Here is a 15,711-nt window from a genome sequence, read left to right as displayed (position 1 = left end):
TAGGAATAGGAAGGTGAGACAATGACAGTTAGTCGCGTATATGAATTTGCCAAAGCACATAATATGAGCTCCAAGGCTGTATTAGAATTGGCAAAGAAAAATGGTATTGAATTCAATAGCCATATGTCCTCCATGACCGAGGGACAAACTCAAGAATTGGAACGCTTACTGCGTCAACCAAAGGCTGCGCCAGCAGAGAAAGCTACGCAAAAGCCAAAACAAGACAAGCAAGCGCCTAAGGCTAAGCCTGAAGCCAAGCAAGGTCACAAACAGCCTGAAAGCAAAGGCCAAAATCAAGCCCACCAAGGCAACAAGCAAGCTAAGAAGCCACATGGCCAAGAGTCTGCTAAAAAACATGAAGGCCAAGCCAAGGCTAAGACTGAAGGTAACCGCCATAATGGCCAACAGTCTAACAACCAAAATCAACGTCATAACCAAGCAGACTTTGATGGGAATCGTCGGACGGGTGGTAGCCGTCGTAAGAACCGTGGCCGGCACAACCGTCAAAATGCTAATGTCACCGAATCCAAGGGGATTACTGCTCGTAAGCATAAGGAATTACCAGAGAAGTTAGTCTACACGGAAGGTATGAATATCCAAGAGATTGCTAAGCTCTTCCACCGTGACGCTAGTGAAATCATCAAGAAACTCCTCATGTTAGGGGTTATGGCCAACCAAAACCAAGCTCTTTCCAAGGAAGTTATTGAATTAATTGCCATGGAATATGGGGTAGAAGCGGAAGAAAAAGTGGTCATTGATAATGCTGACTTGGAACGTCACTTCGCTCAAGAAGAAATTAAGCCTGAAAACTTAGTAACGCGTCCACCAGTTGTAACCATTATGGGTCACGTCGACCATGGTAAGACCACTCTCTTGGACCAATTGCGTAACACCAACGTTTCCGAAGGTGAAGCCGGCGGGATTACCCAGCATATCGGGGCCTACCAAGTGAAGATTAACGACAAGTTAATTACCTTCTTGGATACGCCTGGTCACGAGGCCTTCACCACTATGCGTGCTCGTGGTGCGGATGTTACTGACATCACCATCATTGTGGTAGCAGCGGATGACGGGGTTATGCCTCAAACGGTTGAAGCTATTAACCACGCTAAGGCTGCAGATGTTCCAATCATCGTAGCTATTAACAAGATTGACAAGCCAGGGGCTAACCCTGATCGAGTCATGCAAGAATTAACCGAGCACGGTTTGATTCCAGAAGCATGGGGTGGGGAAACCATCTTCGTGCCAATTTCCGCTAAGTTCAATCAAAACATTGAAGAACTCTTAGAAATGATTCTCTTAGTTTCTGAAGTAGAAGAATTGAAGGCTGACCCTCAACGTTTAGCTATCGGGACTGTTATCGAAGCTCGTTTAGACAAGTCTCAAGGTTCAACTGCCACCCTCTTGGTACAACAAGGGACCCTTCATGTTGGTGATCCAATCGTAGTCGGGAATGCCTTCGGTAAAGTCCGGACCATGGTCAACGACGCTGGCCGTCGTATTCGCCAAGCGGGGCCAGCAACGCCAGTTGAAATTACTGGTTTGAATGACGCGCCGCAAGCGGGTGACCTCTTTGTAGTCTTCCCAGACGAAAAATCTGCTCGTGCGGCAGGTGAAGAACGTGCTAAACGTGCACAATTGGCTATGCGTGACCTTAAGAAGAAGGTGACCTTGGACAACTTGTTCGAGAGCCTCCAAGAAGGCGAGCTCAAGTCTGTTAATGTCATCATCAAAGGGGACGTACAAGGTTCCGTTGAAGCCTTGTCTGCTAGTCTTCAGAAGATTGATGTTGAAGGCGTCCGCGTGGACATTATCCACCAAGCGGTAGGTGCCATCAACGAAAGTGATATTACCCTAGCTCAAGCTTCAGGTGCTATTGTTATCGGCTTTAACGTACGTCCTACGCCACAAGCTCGTTCCTTGGCCAACGATAATGAAATCGACATCCGCCTCCACCGCATTATCTATAATGTGATCGAGGAAATCGAAACAGCCATGAAGGGTATGTTGGATCCTGAATACGTGGAAGAAATTACCGGTCAAGTGGTTGTACGTGAAACCTTCGTCGTTTCTAAGGTTGGTACCATTGCAGGTTCTTATGTCTTGGATGGCTTCATCCAACGTAACAGCAAGGTTCGGATTATTCGTGATAATATTGTCATCTATGAAGGCGAACTAGCTAGCCTTAAACGCTTCAAAGACGATGCCAAAGAAGTATCTAAAGGCTTTGAGTGCGGGATTATGATTGAAAACTATAACGACATTAAGATTGACGACATCATCGAACCATACCGTATGGTTGAAGTCAAACGTAGCTAGGAGGGAGCAAGCCTATGGCAAACTATCGTGTAGGCCGTGTCCGCCAAGAAATTATGCGTGAAGTCAACCGCATTTTGCTACGCGAAGCCAAAGATCCGCGTATCGAAGGGGTGACCATTACCGATGTGGATTTAACAGGCGACTTGCAACAGGCGACCATCTTCTACTCAACACTCAGCGATAAGGCTGGTCAGCGTCAGAAGACGGAAGCGGGGCTCAAGGCAGTAACAGGTCTGGTTCGCAGTGAACTGGGCAAGGTTCTCAAGCTCTACAAGACACCTGAAATTCGTTTCGAACGTGACCGTTCAGTGGACTACGGAAATCGCATTGATCAATTACTCAATCAAATTCATAAACAAGATCAAGCAGAATAAGCCAAAGAGACTAGGTTAGCCTAGTCTCTTTTTTGATGGCTCAAAATGTGACTAAGTCAGCACAAGTATGAGGAGGGCGACTTGTTTAACTAGTCTATTTAACCTATAATAAGAGTTAGATATTTTTGCCAAAGAGAAGGTGACATCCGTGAATATTGAAAACCAGATTCAACAGAGTCAAGTTACGCATTTATCTCAGCTTCTTACAGATGCTCTTGAGCGAGCCTTTACTTCCATGACCTCACCCCAGCACCAAGCCTTATTAGCCAAGCTTAAGAATTTAGCGGATCAAGGGGACTACTCGGCTTATGTAGCAGCTATTCAGCCACTGGCTGAAGAAGATTTAGCGCTAGTAGCCCGTTACTTCTCGGCCTTGCCATTCCTGATTAACATCGCAGAAGACGTGGAGTTAGCGAGTCAGATTAAAATGAAACGTTGTCGTCACACTGATTTTCAAGGGGAGTTGCCAGCCACTTTGGCTGCCATCAAGCAAGCAGGCAAGGGGCAAGTGCTTGAAGGTCCCATGACCATTGAGCCAGTCTTAACGGCTCACCCAACTCAGGTTCAACGTAAGTCCATGTTAGATCTCATGGATAAGCTTTATGGCCTTTTAAGGGACTATCGTAACACCAGACCTGAATTTTTAGACCGACAAGCTTGGCAACACGAGCTTGAAGCCGTCATTGAAATTATCTTAGGCACAGATTTGATTCGCGAGCAGAAGCTACAAGTCGCAAATGAAATTGCCAATGTCATGACCTATTATCAGAAATCTCTGATTGAAAGTATCACGGATATTACCCTCAATTATCGCCAAGCCCTATCTGCTTTAGAGATAGAATCTCAGCATGCCCTGCCAATTACTATGGGCATGTGGATTGGTGGGGACCGGGATGGCAACCCTTATGTGACCGCGGAAACCTTACGCCTGACCGCCCACATTCAATCACAAGTTATCTTAGACTATTACTTAAGCAGCCTGGATCAGCTTTATCGCCGCTATTCTTTCTCCAGTGATTTAGTGTCTGTGACCCCTGAATTGGCTGCATTAGCAGAAGCATCTGAAGATTACTCGATTTTCCGCCAAAAAGAACCTTATCGTAAGGCCTTAAATACCATTAAGAATCGCCTTTGCGCTAGCAAATCCTTAATTTTAGGGGAGGATTCTCAACCTCAAGCCCAAGCCTATCCAGATGCCGAGACCTTCAAGGCTGACTTAAATCTTGTCTTAGAGGCGCTTAAAGCCGATGGCAAGGAATCACACACATTAGCTCCGCTAGAATCCTTAATTGTCTGTGTGGAAGTATTTGGGTTCCATTTAGCCAGTATCGACCTAAGACAAGACTCCAGCATTAATGAGGCCTGTGTGGCTGAATTATTGGCACAATCCAAGGTTGAGGAAAATTATAGTCAGCTAGATGAAGCAAGCAAAATCAACTGCCTCTTACACCAGTTAACCCAAGAACCTCGCCGCTTGTCGAGCGCCTTAAATCAACCATCAGATATTCTGAGACGTGAGATGGCTATTTATCAAGCCGTCGTTGACCTACAAAATCGTTTGGGCCACCGCATCATCAAACGCCACATTATTTCTCATACTACTTCCGTCTCAGACTTGTTAGAGTTGGCTTTGCTCTTCAAGGAAGTAGGCTTAATCGGTCCTAATTGGGCACATGTCCAACTAGTGCCACTCTTCGAGACCATTGAAGACTTGGAAGAATCCTTGGACGTCATGACGACTTATTTAGCTTTACCAGTTGTTCAGAAATGGCTAGAAAGCCAAGATTGGTGTCAGGAAATTATGCTAGGCTATTCGGATTCCAACAAGGATGGGGGTTACCTTGCTTCTGGCTGGGCTCTCTATCTAGCACAGAATAAATTAACCCGTTTAGGTAGGGAAGAGGGCATTACCATTAGTTTCTTCCACGGACGTGGGGGAACCGTCGGACGTGGCGGTGGGCCAAGTTATGAGGCCATTATGTCGCAACCTATTGGGACTATTAACCGTTTGATGCGGGTGACAGAGCAGGGCGAAGTCATTGGGACCAAGTATGGTAATCCTGACACAGCCTATTATCAATTGGAAAACATGTTAGTGGCCTCCTTGTCTCATGTCTTGTTAGCCCATGAAGTTCAAGACAGCAAGCCTTATGAAGCGGTAATGAATCGCTTGGTTGATTGGAGCTATCAAGCCTATCGTCAATTAGTCTTTGCAACTCCTGGCTTCTCCGATTTCTTCTTCCAAGCAACGCCAATTAAGGAGGTTAGCCAGCTTAATATTGGCTCTCGACCTGCCTCACGTAAGAAGGTGACCGATATTGATGGTCTGCGGGCTATACCTTGGGTCTTCTCTTGGTCACAGAGTCGCATGATGTTCCCAGGTTGGTATGGGGTAGGAACTGCCTTCCAACGTTTTATTGAAGAAGACCCTGGTCATTTAGCTTTATTACAAGAAATGTATGCAGAATGGCCATTCTTCCGAGCACTACTGTCTAATGTAGACATGGTCTTGGCTAAATCTGATATGGAAGTGGCTCGTTACTATAGCCAACTAGTTGAGGATGATAATGGTCAAGCCATCTTCCAAATCTTAGAAGCAGAGTGGCAACGCACCAAGGATCTCCTCTTACAAATAGAAGGGGAAGCGCAGCTGTTGGCGCAAAACAATTACCTGCGTGATTCCTTAGCCATGCGTCTGCCATACTTCAATGCCCTAAATTACTTGCAGGTGGAACTGATTAGACGGTCTCGTCAAGAACCGCTCAGTCCTTTGGCTAGCAAGATTCTGCACATTACCATTAATGGGATTGCGACTGGCTTGCGTAACTCTGGTTGATGGCACTTCTGAAGCCCTTATCTAAGCCCTTTGTTAGTCTTTTGGCCTTAAATCTGATATAATAAATCGTTATGAAATTTAAAGGAGCGTCGCACACTATGTATCACGGAATCTTGGTAATTAATAAAACAGTTGGCATGACCAGTCACGATGTTGTCTTTAAATTACGCAAAATTCTCAGAACGAAACGCATTGGCCACACCGGCACCTTGGATCCTAACGTAGCAGGTGTCTTAGTCTGTTGTATTGGCCAAGCAACTAAGTTAGTAGAAGACCTCATGGACGGTCAAAAGGGCTACCGAGGCGAAATTACCTTGGGTTTTTCTACCGAGACGGAGGATGCCGACGGAGCGCCTGTCGAATGTAAGCGACTTGAAGAGCCAGTGTCTGATGCCACAATTGATGCCGCCATGGCGGCTTTTCTAGGAGAGATTGTTCAGATTCCGCCTTATTACTCAGCCGTTAAAGTAGGCGGCAAGCGCCTCTATGAGTATGCGCGTGCAGGTCAGCAAGTGGAACGCCCACGACGAATTGCTCGGATAGACCGTTTTGAACGACTAGGGGCCAGTGAATTCGACCCACAAGAAGGCCTGCAACGCTGGTCTTTTGATGTCCAATGCGGCAAGGGAACCTATGTTAGAACCCTAGCAGTCGATCTAGGCGCTAAGCTAGGCTATCCAAGCCACATGTCTCATCTGGTCCGCTACATGACGGGGGGCTATAGCTTGTCTCAGGCCCATAGCCTAGAAGAAGTGGCCCAAGCGGCAGATCAAGGGCGAGTTAGTCACATCCTAGTCCCACTGGATCAAGCAATCAACTTTTGCCCACATTACCACTTGCAAGATTCAGAGTGGCCCATAGTCAAGAATGGGCAGGTTGTGCCAAGCACTGCTTTCAACCAAGCTCTCAAAGAGGCTACCGCTTGCTACTACCAAGGCAAAGTTCGTGCCATTTACGGGCCACATCCAAGCAAACCTGATATGGTCAAGCCCTTGAAGATGTTTAGTTATGAAGAGGAGTCACGATAGACAACATGGAAATTATTCGAATACATCATCCAAATCTTCCGCAACTTAAGGGGCCTATTGTCTTGGTTTTAGGATTCTTCGATGGCGTGCACCGGGGGCATCAGGCTGTCATTCAAGCCGGACGTCGCGAGGCTGACCGCTTAGGTTTGCCTTTGGCGGTCATGACCTTCAACCAACATCCTAAAATCGTATACAGTCGACTGACAGCAGCTGAGATGGATTACCTGTCAGACTTAGACCGTAAGATGGAATTGCTTGAAGCCAATCAGGTGGACATAGTCTTCTTAGTCGATTTTACCTATCCCTTTGGCTCCCAGTCTCCTCAAGCTTTTGTTGAAAAATACATTGTCGGCCTTAAGGCTCAGGTGGTGGTAGCAGGTTTTGACTATACTTATGGTCCAAAAGAAGAAGCCAACATGTCCACCTTACCGCAACACGCAGCTGATCGCTTCCAAATTATTGAAGTGCCTGAACTGGTGCTTAATCAGGAAAAAATCGGCTCGACACCCATTCGGGAACTCTTAAGAGAAGGAAAAATCGATGAGGCCAATTTGGCTCTAGGCTATGTCTACGAGACCAGCGGTGTGGTCGTTCATGGTGAGAAGCGTGGGCGAACCATTGGCTTTCCAACGGCTAATATTCGTCCCCAAGCTGACCAAGTCCAACCAGGGCCGGGTATCTATGTGGTCGAGATTCAAGTCAATGGCATTTGGCATCAAGGCATGGCTTCGATTGGCTATAATGTGACCTTTGAGACGGAGACAGGTCTGACCTGCGAGGTGCATATTTTTAACTTCAACCAGCTCATTTATGGTGAGACCGTTAAAGTTCGTTGGCATCACTATCTACGTGGCGAAGTTAAATTTGAATCGGTTAAGGGCCTAATTCAACAACTGCAGGCTGACCAAGCAGCCTCGCAAGCTTACTTCCAGCAAATTAATAAGGAGGGCTAGCATGCAAGCCAAGGCCGCCTATATCCATATTCCTTTCTGCAAGAAAATTTGCCATTATTGTGCCTTTAATAAGTTTTTCTATGATGGCCAACCAGTCGGGGATTATCTGGCCGCCTTGGACCAGGAAATGGCTGCCTACGAGTTAGATCAGACGCAGCCCCTAGATACCCTCTATATTGGGGGTGGGACCCCAAGTTGCTTGTCTCTGTCAGAGTTGGATTACTTGTTAGCCTCTATTCACCGGCGCTTGCCCCTGACGGACAAGACCGAATTTTCTTTTGAGATTAACCCGGGTGAACTTAGTCTAGAAAAATGTCGTCTGCTCAAAGACCAGGGGGTTAACCGTATCAGTATGGGGGTCCAGACCTTCAATGACCGACTACTCCGTAAAATCGGACGTAATCATCGGGAAAAGCAAATCTACCAGTCCATTGACTGGTTTCGCCAGGTAGGCTTTGAAAATCTCAGTATTGATTTGATTTTTCGTTTACCAGAACAGACTTTAGCGGACTTCGATGAGAGTTTGACCAAGGCCTTATCTTTGGATTTGCCTCATTATTCCCTCTATTCTCTGATTATTGAGAATCAGACGGTCTTCCAGCAACTCATGCGCCAGGGTAAGTTGCCCCTGCCTAGCGAAGATGTTGATGCTGACATGTTTCAATTGGCTATTAACCGACTCAAGGAAGCCGGCATCCACCAGTACGAAGTCTCCAACTTCGCCAAACCAGGCTATGAATCGCAACACAATCTAGGTTACTGGCGTTATACGCCTTACTATGGCTTTGGTGCGGGTGCCCATGGTTTCTTAGATGGGACGCGTTATTACAATCACGGGCCCGTTCACCATTACCTTAAACAATTAAGAGCGGGAAATAAGCCTATTATTGATGCTAGTCCCTTGGACTTAGTTGATCAGATGGAAGAATTTCTCTTCTTGGCCTTGCGGACCACGCAAGGGGTCTGCCTAACAGACTTCCAAACACGTTTTGGCTATCGGGCGGAAGTCTTGTTTGCTGATTTCTTCAGACAGCAAGCTGAGCGTGGTCTTTTAATAGAAGAAAGTGACCGCATTTATTTAACAACAAGGGGCCTTTTCCTAGCTGATCTAGTCTTTCGGGATTTGATCGGTTGGCTCAAGGAAAGGCCGCAAATAATGAATAAGGAGGATTAATTGATGAATCGTAAATTTTTGAAGAATTTCTTTTTAGTAGTTTTAGGGAGTTTAATCTTTGCCTATGCCATTAATTTGCTACTGGTGCCTAACCATATGGGGGAGGGTGGCGTGACCGGGGTCACATTACTACTCAAGTATACGCTAGGTTGGGATAACGCTATTACTTACTGGATCATCAACGTGGTCCTCTTAATTATTGGGTGGCGTTATCTAGAGCGGGAAACCCTCTATCTGACCATTGTATCGGTTATGTGTATTTCCGTCTTCCAAAAGATTCTGCCTTCCACAGGCTTTATTCCCGAAAATTCCATGATTATTCCTCTTATGGCGGGTGCTATGATTGGGGTAGGGCTTGGTTTGGTTTTCCTAGGCGGCGGGACTACCGCTGGGGCTGACATTATCGTGATGATTCTCAATAAATATTTTGGGATTAACACCTCTGCTGGTTTCCTCATGATTGATACGGTCGTCGTACTTTCAACTTCCTTTGTTATCGGCTTAGAGAAGACGGTCTTAACCTTAGCCATGTTGGTTGTCTTTACCCGCATCATGAACTTTATCTTAGAAGGTTTCAACCCTAAGAAGTCCGTTACCATTATCTCTAAGGATTCGGATAAAGTGGCTCAGGCTATTTCCCAACGCATTCAACGCGGGATTACCATCCTCAAAGGGCAAGGTTACTACACCCGCAATGACAAAGATGTCCTCTTCATTGTGGTTAGCCGTAACCAGCTCCTACCTCTGCAACGGACAGTGCTTGAGATTGATCCAACTGCCTTTATGATTATCTCCAATGTCCAACAAGTACATGGGGAAGGTTTCTCCTTCTATCTAGATGCTGAGACTGGTCAACAGATTCCTCATCGCTAAAAAGCTTATAAACTCGCGCTTTTAACCAGTGCGAGTTTTTATTCTAGGTAAAATTAGCACTCTAATAAAAAGAGTGCTAAAATTTATGCTCAAAAGGGTTGACAAGGGGTAAAATAGGGTGTATACTAGCATTAGCACTTGAGGTAAAAGAGTGCTAAAAAAAGAGGTGAGAACAATGTTAACAGCTAGGCAACAACAAATTTTACAGTTGATTGTGCAGCTGTATGGCCAGTATGAAGAACCGATTGGGTCTAAGACCCTGCTTCAGAAGAGTCTATTGGATGTCTCACCGGCAACCGTACGAAACGATATGTTGGCACTTGAGCGCATTGGCTATCTCAAGAAGGCTCATTCTTCTAGTGGACGGATTCCATCCTTTGATGGTTACCGCTACTATGTAGATCGACTGATCGAGGATCAAGCAGATATTCAAATGGCTAAGCAAGATAGTGAGGTAATTCAATCTATCTTCCGTGATCGCCATTTTGACGCTATGCAGCACGCCCAATTGGCGGCTGATATCTTGGTCTCCTTGACTGGCTATACGGCCGTCGTTTTGGGAGAATTCAAGGAACAGTATCATTTAAGTGAGTTCCGCTTGATACAACTCAGCGAGAGTCGGATTGTCGCCATTGTCTTGACTGACAAGGGAAGCGTTGAAAGTGATCTAGTAGATTTACCACGATCCTTAAGTCGAGAGGACTTGGGTCGTTTGACTCAAGCCATCAACCAAGAAATTGTTGGCTTACCCTTACTAGAAGCACAGCAACGACTTAAATTGACCTTGCCACTCTTGATGCAGCGCTTAGTTGGCTTCCAAGTCGACTTTTCGTCAGTTATCACCAAATTAATGCGCCATTTGAAGGGGCGTAGTTACTATGTCAGTGGTAAGAATAACTTATTCGATTCAGTAGAAGTGTCAGATTACAAGCGACTCTTCAACCTAATCGATGGGTCAGCAGAAATGTTCCAGCTACTCGAAGCCAAGCAAGGCTTAGCAGTTGAACTGGGATTGGGAGGCCTAGCAGACGTCAGTCTAGTGACCTCATCCTATCAGTATCAAGCACAACAGGTCATCATCGGCCTAGTTGGTCCCGCTACTATGCCTTATCAGCGTGTACTGGGCTTGATGCATCACATCACGCATGAACTGGCCCATTATTAAGTAGCCACACCCAGAATTACCAAACCCTTAAAGGAGGCGATTACGTGTCAAAAACAGAAAAAGAAGTACTCAAGCAAGACATGCCTGTTCAAGATGAAATGCTTGATAAGATTCAAGACAGTGCTGATCAAGAAGAGGTTGAAGTTGATCAATCAAGCGACAGCCTAGATCAAGCCATTGAGGAAGCGGAAGACCAAGTCGGTCAGTTAGAGGCTGAAAAAGAAGCTTTATCCGACCAACTCTTACGTCTACAGGCGGAAATCCAGAACATGCGACGCATTAACCAACGTGAACGCCAAGATGCAGCCAAATATCGCTCGCAAAGCTTGGCCAGCCATCTCTTAGATGTAGCTGATAACTTGGAACGCGCCTTGGCAACCCCAGCTGAGTCTGAAGATGCCAAAGCCATCCATAAGGGCATCGAGATGGTTTACAAGCAGTTCCAACAAGCCTTTGAAAAAGAAGGCATTAGCGTCATTGACCCATTGAACCAAGCCTTTGACCCTAATTTCCATCAGGCCGTTAGCATGATGCCAGCAGGCGAGGGTCAGGAAGCTGATACAGTCATCAATGTCTTACAAAAAGGCTACTTGTTACAAGACCGGGTTTTAAGACCCGCGATGGTCATTGTCGCTCAGTAACAATTTAATGAATATTCCAGACTAAAAAATCAAACTAAAAGAAAAGAGGAAACTATTATGGCAAAAATTATTGGTATTGACTTAGGGACTACAAACTCTGCCGTATCTGTCTTAGAAGGCGGCGAAGCAAAAATTATCCCAAACCCAGAAGGTAACCGTACAACTCCATCTGTTGTGGCTTTCAAAAATGGTGAAATCCAAGTAGGGGAAGTAGCTAAGCGTCAAGCCGTTACCAACCCATCAACCGTAAGCTCTATCAAACGTCACATGGGTGATGGTAGCTACAAGGTCCACATGGATGGTAAAGACTACACACCACAAGAAATCTCTGCTATGATTCTGCAATACTTGAAGTCTTATGCAGAAGACTACTTAGGTGAGAAAGTCGACAAAGCGGTTATCACGGTACCTGCTTACTTCAACGATGCACAACGTCAAGCAACCAAAGATGCTGGTAAAATCGCTGGTTTAGAAGTTGAACGTATTGTCAACGAACCAACAGCCGCTGCTTTGGCCTATGGTTTAGACAAGACTGACAAAGAAGAAAAAGTCCTGGTCTTCGACTTAGGGGGCGGTACCTTCGACGTATCTATTCTTGAATTAGGTGATGGCGTCTTCGATGTATTGTCAACTTCAGGGGACAACCACTTAGGTGGGGACGACTTCGACCAAAAGATTATGGACTACTTAGTTGCTGAATTTAAGAAAGAACATGGTGTAGACCTTTCTAAAGATAAGATGGCCCTCCAACGTCTCAAAGACGCTGCAGAAAAAGCTAAGAAGGACTTATCTGGTGTGTCTACTACCCAAATCAGCTTACCATTTATCACTGCGTCAGCTGAAGGCCCACTTCACTTGGAATTGACCTTGACTCGTGCTAAGTTCGAAGAATTAACACACGATTTAGTAGAACGTACTAAACAACCTGTTCGTCAAGCCCTCAAAGATGCTGGCTTAACTCAATCCGATATCGACGAAGTAATCTTGGTTGGTGGTTCTACTCGTATTCCAGCCGTTGTAGAAGCAGTTCGTAAGGAAACTGGCAAAGAACCTAACAAATCTGTTAACCCTGACGAAGTAGTGGCTATGGGTGCTGCTATTCAAGGTGGTGTTATCTCCGGTGACGTGAAAGACATCGTCCTCTTAGACGTAACACCATTGTCATTAGGGATTGAAACCATGGGTGGCGTCTTCACTAAGTTGATTGACCGCAACACGACCATCCCAACTAGCAAGTCACAAGTCTTCTCAACAGCAGCTGACAACCAACCTGCGGTAGACGTACACGTCCTTCAAGGGGAACGTCAAATGGCGGCTGATAACAAGACCCTCGGTCGCTTCCAATTGACCGATATTCCACCTGCACCACGTGGTATCCCACAAATCGAGGTTACCTTTGACATCGACAAGAACGGGATCGTTAACGTAAGTGCTAAGGACTTAGGGACTGGTAAAGAACAAACAATCACTATCAAGTCTAGCTCAGGTCTAACTGACGAAGAAATCGACCGCATGGTCAAAGACGCGGAAGCTAACGCTGAAGCCGACAAGAAACGTCGTGAAGAAGCTGACCTCCGCAACGAAGTAGATCAATTAGTCTTCCAAACTGACAAAGTTTTAGCTGACCTTAAAGACAAGGTTTCTGAAGAAGAAGTTAAAAAGGCTGAAGCAGCTCGTGACGAACTCAAGGCAGCCATCGAGGCCAATGATTTAGATCAAATGAAGGCTAAACGTGACGCCCTCAATGAAATCGTCCAAAACTTAACCGTTAAACTCTATGAGCAAGCCGCGGCCCAAGCTCAAGCAGCTCAAGGCGATGCGCAAGCTCAAGCTGATACAAGTGCCGCTGGCGATGACGTTGTAGACGCTGAGTTCGAAGAAATCGACTAATTTGAGAGGTAAGGACCAACGCCAGAGCTTGTCTTTGGCGTTTCCTTTCTAATTTAACTGTGTCATAAGCCCTAGGGCTTGAATAAAGGAGTGGGAAAATGGCAGATAAACGTGATTACTACGACGTCCTAGGGGTCTCTCGAGATGCTAGTGACGCCGAAATCAAGAAAGCCTATCGTAAACTATCCAAACAATATCATCCAGACATTAACAAAGAAGCAGACGCAGCCGATAAATTTAAAGAAATTACCGAAGCTTACGAGGTCCTAAGTGACACTGATAAGCGCTCTATGTACGACCAATATGGTCACGCAGCCACCGACGGCTCCTATGGTGCCGGTGGTTTCGGTGGTGGCGGTTTTGGCGGCTTCAGCGGTGGAGGATTTAGTGGCTTTGAAGATATCTTCGAGTCCTTCTTCGGTGGCGGAATGGGGGGTGCTGGTTCTGCAAGAGCCAATGCAGCCCGTCGGGGTGATGACCTCCAATACCGGGTTAAACTCAAATTCGAGGAAGCCATTTTTGGTAAGGAAGTCACCATCACCTATAATCGTAAGCAAGAATGTCATACCTGTCATGGTTCAGGTGCCAAGGAAGGAACTGAGCCGGTGACCTGTCACAAGTGTCATGGTTCTGGGGTTATCAACGTTCAGCGTAATACCCCATTTGGCGCCATGATGTCTCAGGCAACCTGTGATGTCTGTCGCGGGACGGGTAAAGAAATCAAGGAAAAATGTACGACCTGCCACGGTGCTGGAACAGAAACCCAACAGCATTCGGTCAAAGTCACGGTCCCTGCAGGGGTAGAGGACAACCAACAAATGCGAGTATCTGGTCAAGGTGAAGCCGGAACCAATGGCGGACCTTACGGCGACCTCTATGTGGTCTTCCAGGTCGAGGAGAGTGATATCTTTGAACGTGAAGGTACCGAAATCTTCTACGAACTGCCTATCAGCTTTAGCCAGGCAGCCCTAGGGGATGAAGTCAAGGTGCCAACTGTTCATGGTAACGTCAAACTTAAAATCCCAGCTGGTACCCAAACTGGTACCACCTTCCGTTTACGCGAGAAGGGGGCACCAAGCCTACGCGGTGGCCGCAATGGGGACCAACACGTAACCGCCAAGGTAGTAACGCCAAAACGCTTAAGTGATCGCCAAAAGGATCTCTTCAAGCAACTGGCTGAATCTAGTGGTGAATCTGTCAAGGGCCATGAAGGTGGCTTCTTCGATAAGATGAAGGATATGTTTGAAGGCAAATAATTAATATGCAATAAAAAAGACCGTCAGAACAATGTTTCTGTCGGTCTTTTTTTGTCTATGGGGCAAACATGGGGCAGTTTAGATAAAATTCACTGTCATCCTCTCGATTGATTGCCGTAAAGATTCATCTAATTTTTGAGAGTGGTGGGCATAGATTTTTTCAATCATTTTAGTATCTGTATGCCCCACATGATGCGCAATAAGATGCAGGGGGATACCATGTTCAATCGCAAGAGTGACAAAGGTGTGTCTAAAATAATGCGTGGTTACTCTTTTGCCTGGTATGTTAACCTTTGATAGTTCTCTATTGAACTGAAGCAAAGAATAAGGCTTTCCGGTTCTAGTGGTGAATAGTAGAGTGTTATCAGGAGAAATAGACTTATATCTCAACTTCTTTGTCTTAGAAATAAGTATCTGTTTCTTTATCAAGGTGATTGTGTCATCGTTGATATGTATCACTCTGTCTTTACCAGTTTTAGTTGGCCCAAAATCATTAACCATGTGACTCCAACTTTTGTTAATGGTAATAGTCCTGGATGTCAAATCAATGTCCTGTTCGTAATCTATTGCAACAGCTTCTCCAATTCGAACGCCTGTCAGCATCTGAAACATGCTTAGATTAGCGACTTCCGTTTTCCCCATTTCTTCCAGTTGTTGAACGAGAGATTTAATCTCATCGTGCTCCAGGTATTTATAGGTGTTTTCTTTCGGCATGTTAATTCGCTCGACTACCAGTTTTTCACTAAAATCATTGTCATAGTACCCATACTTTACACCGAACTTAATGATATGTTTAAGTACTTCTCTACGTTTGTTAGTATAAGAGTAAGGTCTACCTGACTTTGATAATCTAAGCAAGTGCTGATTCATCATAATGTCATCAACTTTACTTGCCAAAAAGTGACCGAGATCAGATTTGATATGATCCACAACGTTTCGCCGGTTAATCGCTGTGCTCTTCCTTACGGTTTGGACATATACAGAGAACCACTCATCTACTAACTCACCAAAGCTAACCTCAGATGATGCGCTAGGAGCCCCTAGCGTGGCTGTGTAGGCTTCGTATAACTTAACAGACATATTTGCCTTGTCGTTCTTCTTAGAGCTGACAAGGCTTATTTTTTTGACTTTTCCAGTGTGTGGGTTTTTGAACCGTTCGCAGTATCGGTACTTGCCGTTTGGGAGTTGTTCTATCCACATTT

The 15,711-nt window shown here is 45.6% G+C and carries 12 protein-coding genes and 1 pseudogene; 11 read left to right on the top strand and 2 right to left on the bottom strand.

Annotated elements, in window-relative coordinates; genetic code table 11:
- The first annotated feature begins 21 nt into the window (after window positions 1–21).
- Window positions 22–2,319 carry a translation initiation factor IF-2 gene (infB, locus tag ACO53F_RS02825; RefSeq protein WP_485137218.1) on the top strand — a complete coding sequence of 766 codons (2,298 nt, stop codon included), beginning with the start codon at window positions 22–24 and terminating at the stop codon, window positions 2,317–2,319.
- Here infB and ACO53F_RS02820 read toward each other — a convergent pair.
- Complete coding sequence (locus ACO53F_RS02820) at window positions 2,316–2,366, bottom strand: hypothetical protein (RefSeq protein ID WP_485137358.1); 51 nt, start codon at window positions 2,364–2,366, stop codon at window positions 2,316–2,318. The genes infB and ACO53F_RS02820 overlap by 4 nt on opposite strands.
- On the opposite strand from ACO53F_RS02820, the pseudogene rbfA reads away from it, so the two are divergent.
- The 10 genes and pseudogenes from rbfA to dnaJ all read left to right on the top strand — a co-directional run.
- Window positions 2,346–2,693, top strand: a pseudogene (gene rbfA / locus ACO53F_RS02815) (30S ribosome-binding factor RbfA); the annotation flags it as partial. The gene ACO53F_RS02820 and the pseudogene rbfA sit on opposite strands and share 21 nt — an antisense overlap.
- Before the next feature lie 139 nt (window positions 2,694–2,832).
- Complete coding sequence (gene ppc, locus ACO53F_RS02810; protein ID WP_485137217.1) at window positions 2,833–5,529, top strand: phosphoenolpyruvate carboxylase; 2,697 nt, start codon at window positions 2,833–2,835, stop codon at window positions 5,527–5,529.
- 98 nt (window positions 5,530–5,627) lie between these two features.
- A complete protein-coding gene (truB, locus tag ACO53F_RS02805) occupies window positions 5,628–6,557 on the top strand; it encodes a tRNA pseudouridine(55) synthase TruB (protein ID WP_485137216.1) in 930 nt (309 codons plus the stop codon).
- Between the two features lie 5 nt (window positions 6,558–6,562).
- Window positions 6,563–7,510, top strand: a complete 948-nt coding sequence (ribF, locus tag ACO53F_RS02800; protein WP_485137215.1) for a riboflavin biosynthesis protein RibF — start codon at window positions 6,563–6,565, stop codon at window positions 7,508–7,510.
- Window position 7,511: 1 nt separating this feature from the next.
- The gene (gene hemW / locus ACO53F_RS02795; protein ID WP_485137214.1) at window positions 7,512–8,684 is read left to right on the top strand and encodes a radical SAM family heme chaperone HemW; all 1,173 of its coding nucleotides are present in this window, start codon (window positions 7,512–7,514) and stop codon (window positions 8,682–8,684) included.
- Between the two features lie 3 nt (window positions 8,685–8,687).
- Complete coding sequence (locus ACO53F_RS02790) at window positions 8,688–9,557, top strand: YitT family protein (protein WP_485137213.1); 870 nt, start codon at window positions 8,688–8,690, stop codon at window positions 9,555–9,557.
- Window positions 9,558–9,732: 175 nt separating this feature from the next.
- A complete protein-coding gene (hrcA, locus tag ACO53F_RS02785; protein WP_485137212.1) occupies window positions 9,733–10,722 on the top strand; it encodes a heat-inducible transcriptional repressor HrcA in 990 nt (329 codons plus the stop codon).
- Between the two features lie 44 nt (window positions 10,723–10,766).
- Window positions 10,767–11,363: a nucleotide exchange factor GrpE gene (grpE, locus tag ACO53F_RS02780; RefSeq protein WP_485137211.1), complete on the top strand. Its 597-nt coding sequence runs from the start codon at window positions 10,767–10,769 to the stop codon at window positions 11,361–11,363.
- Between the two features lie 57 nt (window positions 11,364–11,420).
- The gene (gene dnaK, locus ACO53F_RS02775; RefSeq protein ID WP_485137210.1) at window positions 11,421–13,253 is read left to right on the top strand and encodes a molecular chaperone DnaK; all 1,833 of its coding nucleotides are present in this window, start codon (window positions 11,421–11,423) and stop codon (window positions 13,251–13,253) included.
- A 98-nt stretch (window positions 13,254–13,351) separates the two neighbouring features.
- Window positions 13,352–14,509, top strand: a complete 1,158-nt coding sequence (gene dnaJ / locus ACO53F_RS02770) for a molecular chaperone DnaJ (protein ID WP_298078309.1) — start codon at window positions 13,352–13,354, stop codon at window positions 14,507–14,509.
- 78 nt (window positions 14,510–14,587) lie between these two features.
- Here the strand turns inward: dnaJ and ACO53F_RS02765 are convergent, their stop codons facing one another.
- On the bottom strand, window positions 14,588–15,709 hold the full coding sequence (locus ACO53F_RS02765; RefSeq protein WP_485137209.1) for a tyrosine-type recombinase/integrase: 1,122 nt from the start codon (window positions 15,707–15,709) through the stop codon (window positions 14,588–14,590).
- Window positions 15,710–15,711 lie beyond the last annotated feature (2 nt).

This window comes from Abiotrophia sp., assembly GCF_057275535.1.
This window is presented reverse-complemented; position numbering and strand designations above follow the sequence as displayed.